Consider the following 21,219-nt stretch of genomic DNA (forward strand, 5'->3'; position numbering starts at 1 on the left):
ACCGCGAGGTCTATTTTTTCACCTCTGCATGAGATCACCAGCACAGTCTTTTCTGTGGGCAAATATAGCGCCTTCAGAAAATTGTATCAAAAAAAAGCTCAATGCATGATTATACAATGGGCTCAATTCAATCAGATCTGGTTTTCCCAACTATCATAAATATGTGCACATTCTTAAAAACATGGATTGATTCACCATCAATTTCTGATCAAAGATGATTCTTTAATTTTCTTGATCTGACTATTATTCATTCGGGTATAAAGGGTGGTTCCTGAACCGGTGATGTTGGCTGTGTCGGTGTTGAGTGGGGCGCTACAGGTGTATTCAAATTGAGTTTGCCTCCTGTGCAAGCCTGTAATTCTTCTTCTGTTAGCTCACTTAGATTGGCTTGGTAGGCGTCGAGGATTTCCTGAGCACTCACTTGAAACCCTGCATCATTAGCGATTTTCTCAGCTACCGAAGGATCAGTGGCGTTCATTAAAGCCTGCTGCAGCTTTGTATCATTCTGAAGTGAAGCAATAAGATCATTAATTGCAGGCATGATTGAAAATTTATTATGTATTCTACATGTTCAAGTGTAAGAGTTGGGAAAATCTTGCATTTTTTTTATTTTCTTCGTCAACGGATCTTTTGCAACGGCCTTTCAGCAAATCATCTGCTTTTTAAGTCAATAACAATCTATTAGACAATTCAGTGATTTGATCTAAAATAAATTTATACATGTGTTCACCAGCAATAACGATTCGCTTCTGCCCTCACAAGATAGTCAATGTTAGTTCTAAAGCCCGTTCATTCACTGCCTGATACTGACTATTGTCAGATGATACCAGCTCCATTCCAGCATTCTTTGGCTGATGTTAAAGCTTTTGCCTGTCCGAAATCCTCAGATTATTTCTTTTTTATTATCTTTTCCGGATTTCTGCCTTGTGGCTATATCGGTCATCGTGTTCTTTGCAATGGTGAAAATCATAAGATTGAAATTCAGCATCTTGCGACACTTCATCGCAGTCCCGATCAATCAATGATTCAAGATATTGCGAATATGCTTACGAACTTGCCATCCTTTTTTTCAGATTTACACTTCGACGCTATCAATTTGAATATGTTCGAGCGTAATAATCTTTTTCCGGGAATTATTTTCCATTTAGAAGCAAACGGATGGGTCCCTGATTCGTCTTCGGTTTATTGTAGCTTTGATCCATTTTCATCCGTCCAGTATTGGTATTCACAGCTCTTGAGGATCGGACGTGTCTATCGTTATATGGTCGATCGTGAAGGTCTGAAATTTATCAACTTTGATCAACTCACATCTCAACAGATTTTTTCTCTTCAGGAGACTACTTCACCATCCTGGGCAGCCCCTTTTCACCCATCCTTGTTATCCAGTCATCATTCAAGATATAGTGTTGCAGTTTTCAGAGGAGACACTGCAATCTCTTGGTTTGTTGCCGATACATTGAATTCCAAATCTTTGGCTATCGAAACTGTTTGGTTTGATCCTTCTGCTGTTTCTGTTGCTGTATCGTATGCAATGTTTTACAGGAGTTTTATACGTTTTTTTCCTTTTTTAGCCCCACCCGAGCAGTATGAATTTAAATTTTCTTATCTTAATACCAATAAAACCATGCCCAAGTTGCATCAATGGCTTCGGCCAATGCTTCGCTTGGAAACGAGCTATCTGAGCTATTCACTTTCGTTATAAGCGAATCGCATTAGCAATTTTTCGTTGATAGCGACTCACTTGCGCAGGAGCTCATTTCACGGCCTTTCTTTTTCTTTGACATCTTCTTCTTTGATCAGTATTTACATTGTCAGCTGATTCAACGCTACTTCAGTCTTTAGTGCAATCTCAGGCATTAGTTGCTTCAATCATAGCAATTCACAATATATCGAATAAATACACCTCTTTTATCTCCTTTGACTGGTATCCTTGCCTTGTGTGCACTGTAAGATGTGTGCCAAATTGCATGAATTGCGGAGTCTTCTAATTCATGCATGCGTTTGTGTTGTGCATTAAGAGAGAATAGCTTCCACTCCCATTTGCTTGCATCAAATATATGTCTGAGCTTAGTCCCTTGTTTTACACTATGGTAGCTCATGTGCCCTTCTCGATAGTTTATAGGGTTTAATTTAATATTGAGTGATAGCGTTCGATGGTTTTTGTGTTTTCTTTCATAGATATAATCTTGATGCGGTATGATTGAACTTCCGCCTGGATTCCTGACAAAAATTTCTTGGTCTTTGCTTATACTTTTTGGTCTAAAGAGCTCCATTGCAATCTTTTCCATAGGTTCAGTCTCGACGAGTTGTTCTAATTCTGGGAACAGGCCTTGTATTTGCGTGCCATGATTGATTTTTTTTCCCGCTGGTGTGGACTCGAGATAAATATTTGGATATTTTTCACGGAGAGCTAGCTGTTCGAAATCTTCAAATCTTCTCAGTGTTATTCGTCTAATGTCTTCAGGTACATGCAAAGTGGCTTCAGATGCTGAGTGTTGATGTAATTTCTGAATGATTTTCGTCTCAAGCTCTTTCATGGGTCATGGGTCATGGGTTTCTGATGCTTGAGACGTTCTATTTGTTTTCAACATCATTGGCATAGCCTGCAATTGGAAGGCGCAGTGCGTATGGCCCCTTCAGAATAATCGAGATTGAATGTTTTAACCATTTAATTTAAGAGTAAATTTTCAAGACCCGCTGTTACTCGCTCTGAGATGTAATCTGAATTTGTCATAGTATTGAGATTCAATCATGAGTATCGGCCATGACAATTGCTTTCTCGATCGCTAATTTTACTACTTGACTTTTAGGGGAAATGCTACATAGTACAGGCGTAATACTTATAGCTTCCTATGATTTTTGGTTTATTGCGTTGAATCGTTTAATCTCAAGTTTTTTTGAATACTATGTCCAAGGCTGAAGATCTCTTGAATGCTATTGCGACTAATCCTGAACTAAGGGCTGCCATTACAACAACCACTACCGCCGAGGAGGCCGTAAAAATCGCTGCAGACGCAGGCATAGAAAACAGTCAAGAAGATCTTGTAACAGCATTCAAATCAAGGATGACTGAGCTGTCTGAGGAAGAACTTCAAGCAGTAGCAGGAGGAAAGGGTGGTTCATGTGTGGTTAAGGCAGGCGGCAAAGATCTCACTGTAAATGTAACAGCTTTCTTGTTCTGATCGAAATGATTTTCATTTAAAGTAGTTTTAAATCTTGACAGCTTGCTCGTATAGTTTGGCGTTGTACTCCAATATCTATTGTTCTGACTTTATTTTTAAACACTATAAGTATTGATCTTTTAAAGTAAGTTATGTCGTCTGTTTGAAGATTCGATTGCTGGGATTGGGTGGGAATGATTTAATTTGTGCTCTGAGGCAACGATGTCTAAGCATTGCCTACGCCTATGAATCAAGCCACGCCTGTGGATGGAATGTGTTTCTCTGCTTGTCACCCCCGGAAATGTGCTCAAGCTCCCCGCTATTGAGTTTATTGAGCTTGTAAGCAGTGCGCTTGTGGCCACTGTCTTTGGTGATCGATACCACTTCCTCAGGTGATTGGGCTGAATTGGGCTTCTCCTGAAGGGTTGTATTGCCCTTCGCCTTGGCGAGGAAAGCAGTCAGTTGTTCAATGAATATCAGATGCTTGTCACTATGGAAACTCTGGTCATTGTCAGCGGTATTCTTATTCCAGGGCAGGGTGCTAAATATGGTCGCATGTCGACTGGAAAATCTTTGTTCAATTCCACTGCTGAAATCGTATTGCTTCGAATGTGAAGTGAACACAGATGCTAATCCTATGCCTTTTGAACTAATTGAATTGAACGGAGCGATGAATCATCGATTGCACGAATCCCTGGCCGATTTGCAGTTTCTGGTTCCCGCTGGAACAAGCTTTGATTCTTAAGGTTTCAATGTTCTTTGTCATGGCACACCCTCTACGGTCGTGTGTTGCTTGCCAGCTGTGAGCTTCGACATGTGTCGGCCCCTTTGTTATTGCACTGGCCACCACCGAACACGAGTGCTTTTGTGATGGGCTCTGCTTTGAGCTTTGCTTACTCCTGTAGTCAGAGAGTCATTCTTTCAAGTTTGATTCGCCGGTTTTTGCTTGATCCAGTTCTGAATCGCTGCAGCATGATTTTTTTTGCTTGAAATTCCCAAACAGCTGTCTGAAGTTCTTCAGATGTCTGCAGCGTCAGCGTTTTGAGCTGAAGTCTCCTTGACGAGATGGATTGCAACAAGCTCCTGATTTCTTCCGTTTGATCACCAAAGGTTGCCTTTGGTTTGGATGATGAAGGGCCCTCGCTTGTCGCTCCTTGCGGCAAGGTTCGATAAGGGTGGTTGATTCACTGTTTCCTTGGCCTTCACAGAGGCAATGTGGAATCAGTGGGCTTCAACGCTGCGTGTTTCAGCTTCCGTGTTGGAGTCTTTGCATCCACGGGTTTATTTGGTTGTCCTTCCATGTCGCGACCACGTCTTGTCCGGCTCAAGTTGGCTCTTTATTGCGTTGACGCCTCTGTTCAGCGAGCTTTGCCCTCCAGCATGGCCGCCGTTCAACCTTCTCCATCCGAACTATCTTGAGCTCAGAAGGCCTCACCCACTGCCCATGATTGTTCTGAAGATCTCCAACTCATCAGAGGTTGTGGCGTCCAAGGTTGGAAAGTTTTTGGAAGCTCTGACTCCCGATAAGGTCGATCAGGCAGCTGTTGAAGACCAGGTCATCAAGAAGCTGGTGGAAAATCTCGCAGCTGAGGGAATCAAGGGAGAGATTGCGTCCGTCAATGGTGTCGATCTCGATGGAAGTGAACTCAGCCTTCACGATGGGCTGAAGGTCAGAAAGCACACCAGCTTCTGAGGTGAATCAGGTTTCGGGATCCGGTGTTGATCCGATCACCAGTCGCCGCAATCCTCTTGTTCGGCGTCTCCGCTCTCTGGCGACGTCCTCAGGGCGCCAGCAGGATGGTCATCTTCTGCTTGAGGGCACCCATCAGCTGCAGGAGCTGTTGTCTCTCTCGAGAAGGCTTACAAAGCCCGTCAAGGTGATCGCAACGCCGGCATGGCTGGACTCACATACAGATCTGATGGATCGGCTGGCGGATCACATCGAGCTGCAGCCGATGGCCGATGAAGCACTCCGGGCAGCCCTCTCCACCGTTAACCCCGATGGGGTGGCCTGCCTCTGGCCGATCGACCAGTTGCCGCTGTCTGCTGAAGCTCCATCGTTTGTTTTGGCGCTTGATCGCGTGCAGGATCCAGGCAATGTGGGCACCTTGCTGCGCACGGCACTGGCAGCCGACGTGGAGGAGGTCTGGCTTGCTGCGGGAGCTGACCCCTTGGCTCCGAAGGTGGTGCGTTCCGCCGTTGGAGCAGTGCTGCGACTGCCGCTCAGACGGTTGGGACCAACCGATGGAGCTGGAGTGGAACAGTTGGCCGAGCAGCTCCTTGCAGCCCGGGATCGTGGCCTTCAGGTGGTGGCGGCTCTGGTTCCGGATTCCGTGGTGGGGATGCCGGTGATTCCTTACTGGGAGCTGGACTGGTGCCATCCCACCGTGTTGGTGCTCGGCAATGAGGCCGCAGGTCTTCATCCAGCGCTGCAGGCCTGCTGCAGCCATGGGGTCACGCTTCCCCACAGCAGTCAGGTTGAGTCTCTCAATGTCGCCTCAGCAGCTGTTCCTCTCCTTTTGGAACGCCGACGGGCGACAATGACGGCCTCCATGCAGCTGTCCGGGTGAGCGACGCCAGTTTCGACTTCGATGTAATCGTGATCGGTGCCGGTTATGGCGGTTTCGATGCTGCCAAACATGCCGCCGATCACGGACTGAAGGTGGCGATCATCGAATCCCGTGATATGGGCGGCACCTGCGTCAATCGCGGTTGTGTGCCCTCTAAAGCGCTCCTGGCCGCCTCAGGTCGGGTACGAGAGCTGGCTGACGCGCAGCACCTTTCCAGCTTTGGCATCCACGCGGCACCCGTGCGTTTCGAGCGGCAGAAGATCGCAGACCATGCCAATGAACTGGTGGCCACGATCCGCAGCAACCTCACCAAGACGCTGGAGAGAGCTGGTGTCACGATCATTCGAGGACAGGGGCGTCTGGAGGCTCCACAGCGGGTCGGAGTCCGTGAGATCAGTGGTGTCGACAGGACTCTCTCGGCTCGTGATGTCATCCTGGCAACAGGTTCCGATCCCTTCGTCCCGCCAGGTATCGAGACGGATGGACGCAGTGTGTTCACCAGTGATGAGGCCGTGAACCTGGAATGGCTTCCTCGCTGGATCGCCATCATTGGCAGTGGTTACATCGGCCTGGAGTTCGCCGACGTCTACACCGCGCTCGGATGCGAGGTGACCATGATCGAGGCCCTGGACCGGGTGATGCCCACCTTCGATCCAGACATCGCCAAGCTTGCTGCGCGCAAGCTGATTGATGGCCGCGACATCGACGCCCGTTCAGGCGTGCTGGCCAAGTCGATCAAGCCCGGTTCCCCCGCTCTGATCGAGCTGGTCGATATGCAGACCCGTGAACCCGTTGAGACTCTGGAGGTCGATGCTGTGCTGGTGGCGACCGGCAGGGTGCCCAGCAGCAAAGGACTCAATCTGGAGGCACTGGGTATTGAAACCAACCGGGGATTTGTGCCCATCGACGATGGCATGCGTGTTCTGGCCGGTGGTCAGCCCGTACCTCATCTCTGGGCCGTGGGGGATGTGACCGGCAAGCTGATGCTGGCCCATACCGCCGCTGCTCAGGGCACGGTTGCTGTGGACAACATCCTCGGCCACACCCGTGAGATCGACTACCGCAGTATCCCTGCAGCCACCTTCACGCACCCCGAAATTAGCTCTGTGGGGCTGAGCGAAGCCGATGCCAAGCAGCAGTCAGCTGATCAGGGCTTCGAGCTCGGGGTGGTGCGCAGCTACTTCAAGGCCAATTCCAAGGCTCTGGCCGAACTGGAAAGTGACGGCCTGATGAAATTGCTCTTCAACAAGGTCACGGGTGAGGTTCTTGGTGCCCACATCTATGGATTGCACGCCGCCGACCTCATTCAGGAGGTCTCCAATGCGGTGGCCCGTCGTCAGAGCGTGCGCCAGCTGGCCACCGAAGTGCATACCCATCCCACCCTCAGCGAAGTGGTTGAAGTGGCCTACAAGCAGGCTGCAGCTTCCCTTGCCGCCGCTGCCTGATCACCTCCCACGATTGCCGCTATGGAGTTTCGTCGCCGTCCACCCAACCCCAAGGTTCAGGTGGCTCATCTCGAATATGCGATCCCTCACGAGGAAAGTGAGCCACGCAACATCCTGGAGAAGATTGTTTGGGAGAAAGACCGGGAAATTGAAACAGCGCGTCAACGCATGCCGCTGGCCAAGCTGAAAGCCCGGGTTGCTGAGCTTCCGAAGTCAAGGGATTTTCTGGCGACGTTGCGATCGGCTCCGGTCTTGCCGGCTGTCATCGCTGAGGTCAAAAAGGCCAGTCCCAGCAAAGGTGTGATTCGTGAGGATTTCGATCCCGTTGCGATCGCACGTTCCTATGTGGCTGGTGGTGCCAGCTGCCTGTCCGTGCTAACGGACAAGACTTTTTTTCAGGGCGGTTTTGATGTGCTTGTCGCCGTCCGCGAAGCAGTGGATGTGCCGCTGCTCTGTAAAGACTTCATTCTCAGCCCGCATCAGCTCTATCAGGCGCGTGCCGCTGGCGCTGATGCCGCGTTGTTGATCGCCGGCATCCTCTCGGATCAGGATCTGTCCTATTTGCAGAAAGTGGCCGCGACGATTGGACTCACGGTGCTGGTGGAAGTGCACGACTCGCAAGAATTGCAGCGTGTTCTTACTCTTGGTGGTTTCCCGTTGATTGGAGTCAACAACAGGGATCTCACCAGTTTTGAGACCGATCTCTCCACCACAGAGCAACTGGCCGATCAGTTTGAAGCCGACTTGAAGGCCCAGGGAGCGTTGCTGGTGAGTGAGTCGGGTCTGTTTCTGCGTGCAGATCTCGATCGTGTGCAGGCCGCAGGTGCTGCCGCGGTGTTGGTGGGAGAAGCCCTGATGCGTCAGCAGAACGTTGAACAGGGGCTTCGCAGCTTGATCTCAGGCTGATTCAGCGGTTGTCGATCTGCCGACTTGTTGAAGGAATAACCGCGGTCACCACTCCGATCACGCGGTCCAATGGAACCGGTCCGAAGTGACGGCTGTCTGTGCTCTCATCCTGGTTGTCGCCCCTGAGCTCAAGCCAGGTTTCTGTTGAGTGCCAGACGCGCTTCGTGATCACCAGATTGAAATCGCTTGGGTGATGACACACCACAACAGTGCCCGGTGAGGGTGGCTGGTCGGGTTTAGCCAGACTCTTCACCAGCAGCCGTTGCTTGGGCTGAAGAGCGGGGAGCATCGAGTCACCTTCCACCTGGAACAGTCTTCGCCTGCCCAAAAAAAACAGCAGCAGGTCCTTGAGACCTGCTGCTGGAATCGGATTGTTCACAGTGACTCACCCAGACGGTGGGGCACTCAGGATGCGGTGACCCAGGCGTCGTTGCGACCCTTGGACGTCCAGAACATGCCATGGATTTTTTCAACGGCAGCCATCAGCTCTTCCGCCTTGCCCTGATCGATGTTGACCTTGCAGGCACTGCAGAGTTTGGCTGCTTTCCAGAAGGTGTCGTGCAGATCGGGGAAGGTGGCGAGGTGATCGGGCTTGTAGTAATCCGTCCAGAGGATCATCAGCTCCTTTTTGGCCTTGGTGGCCTCCTCTTCCTTGATCGCGACGTAGCGAGAAAACGTGTTGTTGTAGGTCGCCAGAGCTGCAGCGTCGCCTGCTGCAGGTGCCTCAATGGCCTTGAGCTTCTTGGTCATTGAGAGAACAGCTTCCGCAGCTACGCGAGCTGAAGCCGGGTCATAGACCCCACAAGGACCGTCGCAGTGGGCTTGTGTTGCTTCAGCAGGTAGTGCGCGAACAATGGCTGTGAGTGCCGAGCGGAGCATGTGGGTTGATAGTCAACTGCCGTCCACTCAGACTAACTGTCGCTCAGGACTTGATGTCGAGCAGCTCCACTTCGAAAATCAGCGTTGCGTTCGGTGGAATGACACCGCCGGCTCCGCGGGTGCCGTAGCCGAGCTCAGGAGGGATCACCAGCTTGCGCTTGCCGCCCACCTTCATGCCCTGGACGCCTTCATCCCATCCTTTGATCACTTGCCCACGTCCGAGCGGGAAGGTGAAGGGCTTGCCGCGGTCATAGCTGGCGTCAAACTGTTTGCCGTTCTCCAGCGTTCCTCGGTAATGGACCACCACGGTCTGCCCTGCGACGGCTTCAGGGCCGGTGCCGACTTCCAGGTCGGTGATGCGCAAGCCGTTGGCAAGGATCTGTGATTTGTCGGCGCTCATGGCGCCTCCCAGTGCCGAGGCGTCGGCTTGGTTGGTCTCAGGAGCCATGGCGAAAAGGGTTGGATTGGTCTCATCGGGATCCAGTTCCATCGGACTGGATGCGCTGCTCAGACCAGCGGTCTGAACGATGGCGGGTTGCGCTGCCGGAGCTGCGGCGATCACGGTGGATGGAGCCACGATCTGACTGATGAGAGCCACGATCAGGCATCCCACGCAGACGGCAGAACTGATCAGAATGTCGCGCACTGGAGTTCCGTTTGTTCCCGCCGATTCTGGCAGGCTTACTCCTGACGATCGCGTTGGCGCAGCTGTTGCTCGAGTCGATCGATCCGACCGCGCAGTTCATCCAGCTCCTTCTGGCTGGCGAGCCCCAGATCCTGAAGCAAGTTGTCGCGATTGCGTTCGAGGTTGCGCCCCATTTGCTGCTCAAGCTCCGGTGTTTCTCCGCGCAGAGCCTTCAGCACGTCATCCACGAGTGCGGAGGCATGAGTCGCATCCAGGCGTCCACTGCTGACCCATTCCTGGGTTACATAGCGAAGACGGTCAGCCACCAGGGTGGTGGTTCCGAGACCACGGAGCAGCAGCTGCTGAAGGGGGTTGGCGGTCTCCATCGAGAATCGCAGTTCAGTCTGAATTCAGGATGACGGCATCCAATGGTGCTGACCATGGGCAATGACCGATCCCTGCCATTGCTCAGGGGACTGAGCGGTGGCGCTCTGGCAGGAATCGGCCTCTGCCTTTCAGGCCCCTGGTGGATGGTTCCCGCCCTGGCGCTGTTGTGGTCTGTGCTCCGATCTCCTGTGGCTGCGGCGCTGTGGGCTGCTGTGGCGATAGCCATCAGCCATCGCTGGTTGATTGCCCTTCACCCCCTGACCTGGCTGGGGGTACCAGCACCGCTGAGTCTCCCCCTTGCCCTGATGGTCTGGTTGGCCTGCGTCCTGTCCGCAGCGCTGCTTGTGGTGGCATGGAGTCTGTTGGCGCGCTGGCTGCCGGGTCGCGGCGGCTTGCTGCAGGCCGTGGTTCTGTCTCTGGTCTGGGGCCTGAGCGAGACGCTTCTCGCCAGAGGACCGCTCTTCTGGATAGGCGTTGGCGGCAGCTCTCTCCCCGCTGACCGCTGGCTTGCAGGTCTGGCCGGTTGGTTCGGTGCCGGAGGTCTGGCAACCGTTCAGCTTCTGCTGGGCTGGTGGCTCTGGCAAATCTGGAGCGCAGTCCGCCTTGAGGGAGAGCAGCGCTGGCGGCTGCTTCGCTGGGGTGTTCTTGCCCTGCTGGTTGCCCATGGTCTGGGTGCCGTGGCCTTGCAGGGAGTCGCTCAGGGCTCGCGGAACGACGCAGCTGCATTGCCGCTGGCCCTTTGGCAAACGGCGATCCCCACCCGTGAGAAGTTCAGCGTTCGTCGGCAGACCGAGCTGCCTCGCAGATTGCGTCAGGCCATGGACAGCGCCGAACGAGGCGGGGCCCAACTGCTGATTGCTCCTGAGGGCACGCTCCCTGCGAAGTTTGGCGTTGAACACGCTGGGGAGATTCCCCTGATCAGTGGTGGCTTTCGTTTCGTGGCGGGCCAGCAGCGCAGCTCCCTGCTGTTGATGGCTTCAGAGATGCCAGAAACGTCCAACAGCATCGACAAGCACCGTTTGGTGCCGCTGGGGGAATGGGCGCCCTCCTGGCCTGGCCTGGCAGGATTGTCGGCGGTCGGAGGCCTGCAGCCAGGTGAGTCCTCCAGGCTCTGGCGCTGGGGCGGTCCTCCTGCGGCGGTGGCCATCTGTTACGAGATCAGCAATGGAACAGCCCTGGCCGAGGCCGTTGCGGATGGCGCGCAATGGATCCTGGCAGCAGCCAATCTCGATCCCTATCCACGGCTGCTGCAGAGGCAGTTCCTGGCCTTGGCACAACTGCGCAGCCTGGAGACTGCCAGGCCACTCGTCTCGGTTGCCAACACCGGCCCCACGGCTCTGATAGCCGACAGGGGACTGGTTCAGGCAGAGCTGCCCGCCATGCTCCCGGGGCTGCTGCCGGTGCAACTGGAACCAGTGCAGGGCATGACGCTCTATGCGGTTTGGCGTGAGTGGCCGCTCTGGCTGATGCTTTTGCTGGCTGTCGGTGTTCTGATTAGAACGAGTTCTGGATCAGGCCCCCTCCCAGCACGGACTCGCCTTCGTAGAACACCGCCGCCTGGCCGGGGGTGATTGAGAACTGAGGCTCGTCGAACCTCAATTGGCAGCGATGGGGACGCTGCCCAGCGATGTCGGCATCACTGGCCTCGATGCAGGTGAGATCAGCCATGACCGGGCCGCTGCGGTAACGAACCTGCACCTCCACTCTGCGGCTGAAACCTGCAGCCGGAGGTGGGATCGAGACCCAGTTGATGGCTCCCACCTCACAGCAAGCGCGACCTGCCTCGGCCCTAGGTGCCACCACCACGCGATTCATCGCCGCATCAAGGCGCACGACATGCAGAGGTTCGCTCCATGCCACTCCCAGTCCCTTGCGCTGGCCAATGGTGAAGTGCTCGATTCCATCGTGATGCCCCACAACCGTGCTGTCCTGAAGCACGATCTCTCCCTGTCGCGGCGGCAGATAGGCGTCGAGGAACGCTCGCATGGAGCCGTGATGATCGGCCAGGCAGAGGTCCTGACTCTCTGGTTTCTCCGCGGTGCGCAGTCCATGCCGGCTCGCTTCCCGACGGGTATCGGGTTTCGTGAGTTCGCCCAGTGGAAAAACCACGCGGGAAAGCACGTCCTGGTTGAGGTCGTAAAGGAAATAGCTCTGGTCCTTGCGGGTGTCCAGACCCCTTAAAAGCTTCCAGCGTCCTGTGGTCTCATCCAGGCGTATCCGGGCGTAATGACCTGTGGCAACGCGTTCGAGACCCCGTTCCTGCCGTGCCCACTCGAGCATCGGTCCGAATTTCACCGACCTGTTGCAGCGTGAACAGGGGAGGGGCGTGATGCCAGCTTGATAGCCCTCGATCAAGCCCTCCACAATCTCGCGCGCGAAGTTGTCGCGCGAATCGACGATGTGGTGGGGGACGCCCAGCTGCTCGCAGATTCCCGCTGCATCCACCAGTCCTTCGGCGCAGCAGGCGCCCTTGCCGCTCATCAGCCAGAGGGTGAGCCCTTCAATTTCCCAGCCTGCCTCCACCAGCAGTGCAGCGGTGAGAGAGCTGTCAACGCCCCCTGACAGCCCCACCGCCACGCGGTGCTCGCCAGGCCAGGCCTGCAGGCGCTCCAGGGCCTGGGCGCCGGCTGACGTGGCGGCAATGCTGGGCGTCGTTGCCGACATGGCTGGGCGGGCATGAACGGGATTCTCTTTCCATAGTGAGGTGCCATGGGTCTCGGCAGTGATCTGGCCACCCGTTGATGCCGACCATCTTCTGGTCTCCGCTGATCAGATGCTCGCTCTTGAGAGGCAGTGGCTGGCCAGTGGCCTTCCGGTGGCGGCTCTGATGGAAACGGTGGGCCAGCGCATGGCCGACTGGTTTCTGGCACGTCCGGAGTTATTGGCTTCCGGCGCCTTGGTGCTGGTGGGACCAGGCCACAACGGTGGCGATGGACTGGTGGTTGGTCGCAAGCTGCTGGAAGCGAATGTGGATGTCAGGGTCTGGGCGCCTCTTGCTTTGCGTCAGCCCCTCACACAGGAGCATTGGCGTCATTTGCAATGGCTTGGCGCCGCTTCCTTGCAGTCTTCGCCTGATCCAGCCGAACAGGGTCTGTGGATCGAAGCGCTGTTTGGTCTGGGTCAGAAGCGTCCCTTGCCTGCAGATCTTGCTGATCTGCTGCAGCGCAGACAGCAGCTTTGCCCGGGGCGTCTGGTGAGCCTGGATCTTCCCGCTGGCCTGGATTCCGACACCGGCTGCCCCATCAACGGTGGTGCCGCGATTGCTGCGGACACTCTCTGCGTGGGATTGTTCAAGCGCGGGCTGGTGCAGGACGCTGCGTTAGCGCATGTGGGCCGCCTGCACCGCATTGACCCAGATGTGCCCGTGCGGCTCACGCAGTCGCTCCCACCACCGCTGAAGCTGCTCCTGGGGAGGGATGATCTTGCTGGTCTGCCGCGTCCTCCGGCGTTGCCGGTGGCCATGAAATATCAGCGGGGGCGTCTGTTGCTGATCGCTGGCAGTGAGCGCTACCGGGGTGCAGCCCACCTCGTGTTGCGTGGGGCCCTCGCCAGCGGTGCCGGCAGTGTCGAGGCCTGTCTTCCTGATTGTGTGGCGGACCATCTCTGGCAGCAGGTTCCTGAGGTGGTCCTGAGGGCGCGTCTCTCGTCGGACCAACACGGGTCACTGGAGTGGGGAGTGGCCTGGGAGCAGTGTGATCTGGCTCGTTTGGATGCCGTCCTGCTCGGGCCTGGTCTGGGAATGGTGCAGGGATGCTGGCGGCAGTGGGCGGATCCCCTGCTGGATTTCACCGGACTGCTTGTGCTCGATGCCGATGGACTCAATCAACTGGCCGCCGCTGATGGAGGCTGGCGCTGGTTGTTGAAACGATCCGGACCAACGTGGATCACGCCCCATGGCAGTGAATTTGATCGCCTTTTCCCCGACTGCCTGCAGGACTCTCCGCCCGATAAGGCTGCGGCAGCTGCGGATTGCTCAGGTGCCGTGGTGTTGCTGAAGGGTGCTCACAGCGTGATCGCTTCCCCTGGCGGGGACGTGAGGCAGCTGACAGGCACTGATCCTGAGGTGGCGCGCACCGGGCTGGGTGATCTTCTTGCTGGTCACGCCGCCGGTTGGGGATCACGCTGCCTAGCGGCCAAGGGTGATCTCAGTTTCGAAGACCTTGCCGCATCTGCCTTGTTGCATGCTGTTGCGGCTCGACAATGCGATCAAAGCAGTGGCGCAATGGCAATTTCAGATCAATTAGCGAGTCTCACGCGTTTCACGTTGCGATCTTGACTTGATGTGCGATTGGGCTTGACTTTTCTACATTTTTTACACGATTCGCCGGGTTTTGTGTCGTTTTCCACGCATGAATCTGAAGGGTTGCTGAAAACACATCGCTGATCGAGAAATTCATAGGAAAGTCGCATCACGACACAGATTCATCCCCATGGTCTCAGCGGCAGCAGGGGTTTCAGAAACCCAAAAACGACGAAGTAGTGATCCGATCAGTTGGTACCTCGCCACGATCGGCAGGATTCCACTGCTCACTCCAGCTGAGGAGATTGAGTTAGGGAACCAGGTGCAGCAACTGATGCAACTCACAGAGGATGGAACGATCCCTTCTGACAGTGAGTCGTTCTCAAGCAAGCAGAAGCGGATGATTCGCGTTGGCCTTCGTGCCAAGCAGCGAATGATGAAAGCCAATTTGCGCTTGGTTGTCAGTGTTGCCAAGAAATATCAGGGAAAAGGTCTTGAACTTCTTGATCTGATCCAGGAAGGTTCTCTCGGGCTGGAGCGTGCTGTTGAGAAGTTTGACCCCACGCGTGGCTACAAATTCTCGACCTACGCCTTCTGGTGGATTCGCCAGAGCATGACGCGCGCCATTGCTTGTCAATCGCGCACAATCCGTTTGCCGGTGCATCTGAGTGAGCGCCTCACCACGATCCGCAAAGTGAGCCTGGATCTCGCCCACAAGCTCGGTGCGATGCCCAGTCGTCTCGAGATTGCTGAGGCGATGGACATGCCTGTGCAGGAGCTTGATTCGCTGCTGAGGCAGGCCCTGACCACCAGCAGCCTGGATGCACCTGTGAATGGGGAGGAAGGTCGCAGCTTCCTTGGCGACCTGATTGCTGACTCTTCACTGGGAGAGCCGCTCGACAAGGTGGAGCAACGGATTCATCACGAACAGCTCGGGCGCTGGATGAGCCATCTCAGTGATCAGGAACAGCACGTTCTCACCCTGCGTTTCGGTCTGAACGGCCATGAGCGTCACACACTGGCCGAAATTGGTCGTCTGCTTGAGGTCTCGCGTGAGCGCGTCCGTCAGGTTGAGCTCAAGGCATTGCGCAAACTGCGTAACCTGACTCGTCGCGTTGCACCCAGCTTCTGATTGTTCAGAGGTCAGTGGTCCTTTGAATCGTTGAAACCACCACTCGTTTATCACGAGGTTTACAGCGCTCCGCTTCCCAGTAGTCATCGTTTTCCGATGGCGAAGTTTCGCCATCTCCACAGTTGTCTCAGGGAAACGGGGTTGGCCAGTGATGGTCAGATACATCGCCCGATGCCAGTGCCTCTTCGGCTACTGGAATTGGTCCATGACCGCGCTTATCACGAAGCGTTTGCCAGGGACAGGCTCGATCGCCAGGCACAGCGGCGGATTGGACTTCCTGTCACCACTCCTTTGGTGCAGCGCACCTTTCTTGCCGTTGGCGGTTCGCTGCTGACAGCTCGATTGGCTTTGAAGCATGGTCTGGCCTGTCACCTTGCTGGTGGGACGCACCATGCCTTTCCTGGTTACGGCAGTGGGTTCTGCATCTTCAATGATCTGGCGATCTGTGCTCGCGTGCTGCTGGAGCAGGAGGGCCTCACCCAGATCATGGTGGTGGATCTTGATGTTCATCAGGGCGATGCCACTGCGCTGATCTTTCAGGACGAACCCCGTGTGTTCACCTTTTCAGCGCATGCAGCGTCCAACTTCCCAGCCCGCAAGCAGATCAGTGATCTGGATCTTCCCCTCCGCGATGGGGTGGAGGATCAGGATTACCTCGCCTTGATTGGCGATCATCTGCCCGATTTGCTGGACCGTTTGAATCCGCAGATCGTGCTTTACAACGCGGGGGTTGATCCTCATCGCGATGATCGTCTGGGACGACTGGCCTTGACGGATGTTGGCCTTCTGCAAAGGGATCATCTGGTGCTGGATGCCTGTCTACGCCGCAATATCCCTGTGGCAACCGTCATCGGTGGCGGTTACGACGCCATGACACCGCTTGTGAAGCGTCATGCCCTGGTGTTCAGGGCCGCAGCTGATCAGGCCCGTTTGCATGGTCTCTGATCAGCCTCGATCGGTGGATCAAGCTCTCGTGCTGAGGCAGGACGTCAGTCTTCGGCCCAGATGTAGCGAGTGAGTTCAGAACCATCCGGTTCGGGTGCGCTGAGGGCGAAGTCGACACAGTCCTGCACGATGCCATCGATGTCCTTTTCAATTGCCCGCAGGTCCTCGCTGCTGGTCAAACCGGAGCCAACCAGGTCGCGTTCAAGCGCTTTGAGAGGGTCGCGTTTGGCCCAAAACTGTTTTTCCTCTTCGGCGCGCAGTTCGTCGGGGTCAGCCAGAGAATGGCCTCGGAAGCGGTAGGTCAGGCACTCCAGCACCGTGGGACCTTCTCCAGCCCTGGCACGTTCAACGGCTCGCTGTGCTGCAGCCCGAACGGCCAGAACATCCATGCCGTCGACCTCTTCACCGGCCATGCCGAAAGCACCGGCCTTGCGCCAGATCTCGGGATCACTGGTGGCTCGGTCGTGGGCCATGCCGATGGCCCACTTGTTGTTTTCCACCACAAAAATGATCGGCAGCTTCCAGAGCTGCGCCATGTTCAGGCACTCAAAGAACTGGCCGTTGTTGCAGGTACCGTCTCCGAAAAATGCTGCTGTGACGGAATTGCTGCTGGGGTCACCCAGGGCATCGCGCTTGTAGCGGCTCGTGAAGGCTGCACCGAGGGCCACAGGGATGCCTTCCCCGATGAAGGCAAAACCGCCAAGCAGGTGGTGTTCTTTGGAGAACAGGTGCATCGAGCCTCCCCGCCCTTTGCTGCAACCTGTTTCCTTGCCGAACAGTTCGCTCATCACCTCACGGGCTGGAACCCCGGCACTGAGGGCATGAACGTGATCGCGGTAGGTGCTGCAGAACCAGTCGTGTTGTCGCTTCATCGCGCCGATCACACCGGTGCTCACAGCCTCCTGACCGTTGTAGAGGTGCACGAAGCCGAACATTTTGCCGCGGTAGTACATCTCCGCGCATTTGTCCTCGAAGCGGCGTCCGAGGGTCATGTCGCGGAACAGTGCCAGGCCGGTCTCCCTGTCAACGGTGGCCCTTTGGGCTGTCACCAGGGTTGAAAGCCGTTCCGCATGGGCACCCAGCAGAGACTGTCCGTCGGAGGCGGCGGCGCTGCGTGACTCTGTGCCGATTGCGATGTCCTGACCCATGGCACCACCTGTTTGACCACCGACTTTAAGGGTCCGTGGCGGATCGATGGGCAAAATCCCAGACACTGCCTACAGTCTGCTGCCAATGGCTGCAATGCTGGTGGACCTTCCCATCGACCATTTCCGTCTGCTGGGGGTTAGTCCAACGGCTGAACCTGAGGCAGTGTTGCGCACCCTTCAGTTGCGCCTGGATCGGTGTCCCGATCAGGGGTTCACCCATGAGGCGCTCAATCAAAGGGCTGAGCTGCTCCGCTTATCAGCCGATCTGCTCACGGATCCTGAACGCCGTGGACAGTACGAAGCAACACTTCTGGAACTCGGTCAGGTTCATCCTGGCGACACCACAGGTCTGGAACTGTCCTCCAATCTGGAGGTCGCTGGCCTGATGTTGCTCTGGGAAGCCCATGCACCCCATGAGGCCTTTCAGTTAGCCCGTCAGGCCTTGCAGCCGCCTCAGGCGCCTGCTTTAGGCAGTGGCAGGGAGTCGGATCTGGCATTGCTGGCGGCTCTGGCAGCCCGCGACGCTGCTGAGCAGGACCAGGAGAAGCGGCGCTATGAGTCAGCTGCCAATCTGCTGCAGGAAGGGATGCAGCTGCTTCAGCGGATGGGCAAGCTTCCCGAGCAGAGGCAGGTGCTCGAAACCGATCTCTCCAGGCTTCGTCCATTTCGAATCCTTGATCTGCTCAGTCGTGATCTTGCTGAGCAATCGGCGCGACATGAAGGCTTGATGATGCTGGAAACCTTCATCAGCGATCGGGGCGGACTGGAAGGGAGTGCTCTTGAGGGGCTGGAGACTGCTGAACTGCCAGCAGGCATGGATCAGGGTTCCTTTGAGTTGTTTTTTCAGCAGATTCGTCGCTTCCTGACCGTGCAGGAGCAAGTGGATCTGTTCAGACGCCTGAAGGAGGCTGGCTCAGCTGATGCATCCTTCCTCGTTGTGATGGCTCTGGCAGCTGCAGGTTTTTCCCAGCGCAAGCCTGAACGGGTCCAGGACGCCCGCACCCGTCTGCAAGAACTCACGCTGGACGGTCTTGATACCCAACCTCTTCTGGGATGTCTTGACCTGCTCCTTGGCGATGTGGATCGGGCCGAGCGTCATTTCGCAAGCAGTGCTGATCCAGCCCTCAAAACTTGGTTGTCAGAGCACCCTGGCGACACCTTGGCAGCGCTCTGCGACTACTGCCGCACTTGGCTGGGACGCGATGTGCTGCCCGGATATCGGGATGTCGATGCCGAAGCCATCGATCTGGAGGCCTGGTTTGCTGATCGGGATGTGCAGGCTTACGTCGAGCGGTTGGAGCGTCAGGAGCAGCCAGGCGATTGGTCTCTTGAGAACTTGTCTCCTCTGACGGTGGATCCCGACGGAACGCTGCCGCTGCCTCTGCTGGATCCCGATGCTCCAGCAGATGACAAGCAGGACAAAGATGATGCGCCTGGAGGAGGTTTCGTCTGGCCGGCAATGCCTCGTCCATCTCTGCCGTCGGTACCGCAGCTGCAATGGCCGCAGCTGCCTCAACCGAGTCGTTCGACCTGGATCGGAACCGGGGTGTTTCTTGCTGTGGTTCTGGTGATCGGTGTCTTCAGCGTCGTCGGTCTACGCCGTGAAGCAGAGCAGCCTCAGCTGGCTGGTGAGACATCGATGGATGCACCTGTTGATCAGTCGGCTCCAGATGCGCAGCAGCAGGGCTCTGTGGAGGATGCCGCTGATGAGTCCACTGCGAATGCTGTGCCTGCTCTCACGGAACAGCCTCAGCCGGCGCCTGTCTCAACTGCTGACTCCGCAGCCGATTCCGTGCTTCGTTCCGAGCGCCCCTCCGATGCCCAGCTGGAGGCCCTGCTTCAGGCCTGGCTGGATCGCAAAGCCTCTGTTCTTGGCGGAGAGGGCACCGCAGATGAACAACTTCAGCCCATCGCCCGGGCCGGGCTGATCAATCAGGTGCGCCAGCAGCGATCTGCTGATCAGTCAGCAGGACTGACGCAGAAGGTTGAGGCCTCAATCGACTTCATGAGGGTCATCAGCCGCACTCCCCAACGCATCGAGCTGCGTGCCGATGTGGACTACAGCGATCAAACGCTGAACGCAGCTGGAACAGTGGTGAACAGCACAGCCCCGAAATCGCTCAAGGTGACCTACATCCTTGGCCGAGATGAGGATGGCTGGCGCCTGCAGGCCTATGCGCCGGTCTGATCGACCGATCAGCCTTGCGGAGATGGAGATTGCACCTCCACCCCCTGCCACTTTTACGATCAGAGAACTGAAACCGATGTCCGGCCGATGTTCGATGAGCTGTCAGCCCGCTTTGAAGACGCGGTCAAAGGGCTGAGAGGCCAGGGCCAGATCAGCGAAACCAATGTGGAGGGCGCGCTCAAGGATGTGCGCCGCGCTTTGCTGGAGGCGGATGTAAGCCTCCCGGTTGTCAAAGATTTTGTCGCGGAGGTGCGTGACAAGGCCGTGGGTGCGGAGGTGGTGCGCGGGGTCTCTCCAGACCAGAAGTTCATCCAGGTGGTCCACGACCAGTTGGTGGAGGTCATGGGCGGTGACAACGCCCCTCTGGCCAAGGCCGAGGAGGCTCCGACGGTGGTGCTGATGGCCGGCCTGCAGGGTGCTGGTAAGACCACGGCAACAGCCAAGCTCGGACTCCACCTCAAAGATCAGGGCAGGAGGGCGCTGATGGTGGGTGCGGACGTCTACCGTCCTGCCGCCATCGAGCAGCTGAAGACGCTCGGTGCACAGATCGGTGTCGAAGTGTTCAGTCTCGGTGCTGACGCCAAACCGGAAGACATCGCAGCGGCAGGACTCGATAAGGCCAGGCAGGAAGGCTTCGACACTCTGCTGGTCGACACCGCCGGTCGTCTTCAGATCGACACCGACATGATGGAGGAGATGGTGCGGATCCGAACCGCCGTGCAGCCGGATGAAGTGCTGCTGGTGGTGGATTCGATGATCGGTCAGGAAGCGGCCGATCTCACCAGGGCCTTCCACGACCAGGTGGGGATCACCGGAGCCGTACTGACCAAGCTCGATGGCGATTCCCGGGGTGGTGCCGCTCTTTCGATCCGCAAGGTGAGCGGTCAACCGATCAAATTCATCGGTACGGGGGAGAAGGTGGAGGCACTGCAGCCTTTTCACCCCGAGCGGATGGCGAGCCGCATCCTCGGGATGGGAGATGTGCTCACCCTTGTCGAGAAAGCCCAGAAGGAGGTGGAGCTCGCCGATGTCGAGCAGATGCAGAAGAAGCTTCAGGAAGCCACCTTTGACTTCTCGGATTTTGTGAAGCAAATGCGCCTGATCAAGCGCATGGGATCGCTGGGTGGATTGATGAAGATGATCCCGGGCATGAACAAGATCGACGACGGCATGCTCAAGCAGGGGGAGCAGCAGCTGAAGAAGATCGAAGCGATGATCGGCTCCATGACGCAGCAGGAGCGGGAGAACCCCGACCTGCTGGCCAGCGAGCCCTCACGTCGTCGGCGCATCGCCCGTGGCAGCGGCCACCAACCCGCCGATGTCGACAAGGTGCTGGCTGACTTTCAGAAGATGCGCGGTTTCATGCAGCAGATGTCTCAGGGCCAGATGCCTGGCATGGGAGGCATGCCCGGTATGGGGGGCATGCCGGGGATGGGCGGATTCCCTGGAATGGGTGGCGGCGGAATGCCGGGGATGCCTGGTGGCATGCCGGCCGGTCGAGGCGGTGGCCCCCCACGGCGTCAGCGACCCTTCAAGAAGAAGAAAGGTTTCGGCGACCTCTGACAGGCGGCAGGTTAAGTTGGTTGTTTGGCG

At 56.3% G+C, this 21,219-nt stretch carries 21 protein-coding genes; 12 read left to right on the forward strand and 9 right to left on the reverse strand.

Annotation, left to right across the window (positions count from 1 at the left end):
* Window positions 1–247: 247 nt before the first annotated feature.
* Window positions 248–541 (reverse strand): Nif11-like leader peptide family RiPP precursor, encoded by a 294-nt coding sequence (locus SynBIOSE41_RS04025; protein WP_186539701.1) that lies wholly within the window; start codon window positions 539–541, stop codon window positions 248–250.
* A gap of 306 nt (window positions 542–847) precedes the next feature.
* Between SynBIOSE41_RS04025 and SynBIOSE41_RS04030 the strand changes: the two genes are divergently transcribed.
* Window positions 848–1,702 carry a hypothetical protein gene (locus tag SynBIOSE41_RS04030; RefSeq protein WP_186539702.1) on the forward strand — a complete coding sequence of 285 codons (855 nt, stop codon included), beginning with the start codon at window positions 848–850 and terminating at the stop codon, window positions 1,700–1,702.
* 163 nt (window positions 1,703–1,865) lie between these two features.
* On the opposite strand, the gene SynBIOSE41_RS04035 is transcribed toward SynBIOSE41_RS04030, so the two are convergent.
* A complete protein-coding gene (locus tag SynBIOSE41_RS04035; protein WP_186539703.1) occupies window positions 1,866–2,537 on the reverse strand; it encodes a hypothetical protein in 672 nt (223 codons plus the stop codon).
* 369 nt (window positions 2,538–2,906) lie between these two features.
* On the opposite strand from SynBIOSE41_RS04035, the gene SynBIOSE41_RS04040 reads away from it, so the two are divergent.
* Window positions 2,907–3,182, forward strand: coding sequence for a Nif11-like leader peptide family RiPP precursor (locus tag SynBIOSE41_RS04040; RefSeq protein WP_186539704.1), 276 nt, complete (start codon window positions 2,907–2,909; stop codon window positions 3,180–3,182).
* A 222-nt stretch (window positions 3,183–3,404) separates the two neighbouring features.
* Here the strand turns inward: SynBIOSE41_RS04040 and SynBIOSE41_RS04045 are convergent, their stop codons facing one another.
* The gene (locus SynBIOSE41_RS04045; protein WP_186539705.1) at window positions 3,405–3,785 is read right to left on the reverse strand and encodes a Nif11-like leader peptide family natural product precursor; all 381 of its coding nucleotides are present in this window, start codon (window positions 3,783–3,785) and stop codon (window positions 3,405–3,407) included.
* Window positions 3,786–4,605: 820 nt separating this feature from the next.
* On the opposite strand from SynBIOSE41_RS04045, the gene SynBIOSE41_RS04050 reads away from it, so the two are divergent.
* From SynBIOSE41_RS04050 to trpC, 4 genes are read left to right on the forward strand one after another with little or no spacing between them, the layout of a single operon-like run.
* Window positions 4,606–4,854: a hypothetical protein gene (locus SynBIOSE41_RS04050; protein WP_186539706.1), complete on the forward strand. Its 249-nt coding sequence runs from the start codon at window positions 4,606–4,608 to the stop codon at window positions 4,852–4,854.
* 1 nt (window position 4,855) lies between these two features.
* Entirely contained in the window at window positions 4,856–5,731 is an 876-nt protein-coding gene (locus SynBIOSE41_RS04055; RefSeq protein ID WP_186539707.1) for an RNA methyltransferase, read from the forward strand.
* Entirely contained in the window at window positions 5,728–7,176 is a 1,449-nt protein-coding gene (lpdA, locus tag SynBIOSE41_RS04060) for a dihydrolipoyl dehydrogenase (protein WP_186539708.1), read from the forward strand. Before SynBIOSE41_RS04055 ends, lpdA begins: the two co-directional genes overlap by 4 nt.
* 21 nt (window positions 7,177–7,197) lie before the next feature.
* Window positions 7,198–8,082 (forward strand): indole-3-glycerol phosphate synthase TrpC, encoded by an 885-nt coding sequence (trpC, locus tag SynBIOSE41_RS04065; protein WP_186539709.1) that lies wholly within the window; start codon window positions 7,198–7,200, stop codon window positions 8,080–8,082.
* Between the two features lies 1 nt (window position 8,083).
* Here trpC and sodX read toward each other — a convergent pair whose 3' ends face one another.
* Genes sodX through SynBIOSE41_RS04085 form a run of 4 tightly spaced genes read right to left on the reverse strand, consistent with a single transcriptional unit; the run spans window position 8,084 to window position 9,972 of the window.
* The gene (sodX, locus tag SynBIOSE41_RS04070) at window positions 8,084–8,461 is read right to left on the reverse strand and encodes a nickel-type superoxide dismutase maturation protease (RefSeq protein WP_082826354.1); all 378 of its coding nucleotides are present in this window, start codon (window positions 8,459–8,461) and stop codon (window positions 8,084–8,086) included.
* A gap of 26 nt (window positions 8,462–8,487) precedes the next feature.
* Entirely contained in the window at window positions 8,488–8,961 is a 474-nt protein-coding gene (gene sodN / locus SynBIOSE41_RS04075; protein ID WP_186539710.1) for a superoxide dismutase, Ni, read from the reverse strand.
* Window positions 8,962–9,004: 43 nt separating this feature from the next.
* The gene (locus SynBIOSE41_RS04080; protein ID WP_066906871.1) at window positions 9,005–9,607 is read right to left on the reverse strand and encodes an FKBP-type peptidyl-prolyl cis-trans isomerase; all 603 of its coding nucleotides are present in this window, start codon (window positions 9,605–9,607) and stop codon (window positions 9,005–9,007) included.
* 35 nt (window positions 9,608–9,642) lie between these two features.
* On the reverse strand, window positions 9,643–9,972 hold the full coding sequence (locus SynBIOSE41_RS04085) for a phasin family protein (RefSeq protein ID WP_066906872.1): 330 nt from the start codon (window positions 9,970–9,972) through the stop codon (window positions 9,643–9,645).
* Window positions 9,973–10,026: 54 nt separating this feature from the next.
* Here SynBIOSE41_RS04085 and SynBIOSE41_RS04090 point away from each other — a divergent pair, with 54 nt between their 5' ends.
* Complete coding sequence (locus tag SynBIOSE41_RS04090) at window positions 10,027–11,544, forward strand: apolipoprotein N-acyltransferase (RefSeq protein ID WP_186540774.1); 1,518 nt, start codon at window positions 10,027–10,029, stop codon at window positions 11,542–11,544.
* Here SynBIOSE41_RS04090 and mnmA read toward each other — a convergent pair.
* Window positions 11,468–12,637 carry a tRNA 2-thiouridine(34) synthase MnmA gene (gene mnmA / locus SynBIOSE41_RS04095; protein ID WP_186539711.1) on the reverse strand — a complete coding sequence of 390 codons (1,170 nt, stop codon included), beginning with the start codon at window positions 12,635–12,637 and terminating at the stop codon, window positions 11,468–11,470. The two genes, SynBIOSE41_RS04090 and mnmA, sit on opposite strands and share 77 nt — an antisense overlap.
* A 109-nt stretch (window positions 12,638–12,746) precedes the next feature.
* Between mnmA and SynBIOSE41_RS04100 the strand changes: the two genes are divergently transcribed.
* The 3 genes from SynBIOSE41_RS04100 (at window position 12,747) to SynBIOSE41_RS04110 (ending at window position 16,290) form a co-directional block, all read left to right on the forward strand.
* Window positions 12,747–14,249: an NAD(P)H-hydrate dehydratase gene (locus SynBIOSE41_RS04100; protein WP_255476025.1), complete on the forward strand. Its 1,503-nt coding sequence runs from the start codon at window positions 12,747–12,749 to the stop codon at window positions 14,247–14,249.
* Between the two features lie 154 nt (window positions 14,250–14,403).
* Window positions 14,404–15,345, forward strand: coding sequence for an RpoD/SigA family RNA polymerase sigma factor (locus tag SynBIOSE41_RS04105; protein ID WP_066906876.1), 942 nt, complete (start codon window positions 14,404–14,406; stop codon window positions 15,343–15,345).
* A 30-nt stretch (window positions 15,346–15,375) separates the two neighbouring features.
* Window positions 15,376–16,290, forward strand: coding sequence for a histone deacetylase (locus SynBIOSE41_RS04110; RefSeq protein ID WP_186539712.1), 915 nt, complete (start codon window positions 15,376–15,378; stop codon window positions 16,288–16,290).
* A 44-nt stretch (window positions 16,291–16,334) separates the two neighbouring features.
* Here SynBIOSE41_RS04110 and pdhA read toward each other — a convergent pair whose 3' ends face one another.
* Entirely contained in the window at window positions 16,335–17,438 is a 1,104-nt protein-coding gene (gene pdhA / locus SynBIOSE41_RS04115; RefSeq protein WP_066906878.1) for a pyruvate dehydrogenase (acetyl-transferring) E1 component subunit alpha, read from the reverse strand.
* 85 nt (window positions 17,439–17,523) lie between these two features.
* On the opposite strand from pdhA, the gene SynBIOSE41_RS04120 reads away from it, so the two are divergent.
* Together SynBIOSE41_RS04120 and ffh are read left to right on the forward strand one after the other, a co-directional pair.
* Window positions 17,524–19,626, forward strand: a complete 2,103-nt coding sequence (locus tag SynBIOSE41_RS04120) for an ARC6/PARC6 family protein (protein ID WP_255475936.1) — start codon at window positions 17,524–17,526, stop codon at window positions 19,624–19,626.
* 87 nt (window positions 19,627–19,713) lie between these two features.
* Window positions 19,714–21,189 carry a signal recognition particle protein gene (gene ffh / locus SynBIOSE41_RS04125; protein ID WP_066906882.1) on the forward strand — a complete coding sequence of 492 codons (1,476 nt, stop codon included), beginning with the start codon at window positions 19,714–19,716 and terminating at the stop codon, window positions 21,187–21,189.
* The last annotated feature ends 30 nt before the right edge of the window (window positions 21,190–21,219 follow it).

Source organism: Synechococcus sp. BIOS-E4-1 (assembly GCF_014279995.1).
In the GTDB taxonomy this organism is placed as follows: domain Bacteria; phylum Cyanobacteriota; class Cyanobacteriia; order PCC-6307; family Cyanobiaceae; genus Synechococcus_C.

Excerpts from the sequence above, each read along its gene's own strand:
- SynBIOSE41_RS04035 (WP_186539703.1), bottom strand. The coding sequence starts at position 2,537 with ATGAAAGAGCTTGAGACGAAAATCATTCAGAAATTACATCAACACTCA.
- SynBIOSE41_RS04050 (WP_186539706.1), top strand. The coding sequence starts at position 4,606 with ATGATTGTTCTGAAGATCTCCAACTCATCAGAGGTTGTGGCGTCCAAG.
- mnmA (WP_186539711.1), bottom strand. The coding sequence starts at position 12,637 with ATGTCGGCAACGACGCCCAGCATTGCCGCCACGTCAGCCGGCGCCCAG.
- SynBIOSE41_RS04105 (WP_066906876.1), top strand. The coding sequence starts at position 14,404 with ATGGTCTCAGCGGCAGCAGGGGTTTCAGAAACCCAAAAACGACGAAGT.
- ffh (WP_066906882.1), top strand. The coding sequence starts at position 19,714 with ATGTTCGATGAGCTGTCAGCCCGCTTTGAAGACGCGGTCAAAGGGCTG.
- SynBIOSE41_RS04090 (WP_186540774.1), top strand. The coding sequence starts at position 10,027 with ATGGGCAATGACCGATCCCTGCCATTGCTCAGGGGACTGAGCGGTGGC.
- SynBIOSE41_RS04100 (WP_255476025.1), top strand. The coding sequence starts at position 12,747 with ATGCTCGCTCTTGAGAGGCAGTGGCTGGCCAGTGGCCTTCCGGTGGCG.
- pdhA (WP_066906878.1), bottom strand. The coding sequence starts at position 17,438 with ATGGGTCAGGACATCGCAATCGGCACAGAGTCACGCAGCGCCGCCGCC.
- SynBIOSE41_RS04025 (WP_186539701.1), bottom strand. The coding sequence starts at position 541 with ATGCCTGCAATTAATGATCTTATTGCTTCACTTCAGAATGATACAAAG.
- SynBIOSE41_RS04120 (WP_255475936.1), top strand. The coding sequence starts at position 17,524 with ATGGCTGCAATGCTGGTGGACCTTCCCATCGACCATTTCCGTCTGCTG.
- trpC (WP_186539709.1), top strand. The coding sequence starts at position 7,198 with ATGGAGTTTCGTCGCCGTCCACCCAACCCCAAGGTTCAGGTGGCTCAT.
- SynBIOSE41_RS04085 (WP_066906872.1), bottom strand. The coding sequence starts at position 9,972 with ATGGAGACCGCCAACCCCCTTCAGCAGCTGCTGCTCCGTGGTCTCGGA.
- sodN (WP_186539710.1), bottom strand. The coding sequence starts at position 8,961 with ATGCTCCGCTCGGCACTCACAGCCATTGTTCGCGCACTACCTGCTGAA.
- SynBIOSE41_RS04040 (WP_186539704.1), top strand. The coding sequence starts at position 2,907 with ATGTCCAAGGCTGAAGATCTCTTGAATGCTATTGCGACTAATCCTGAA.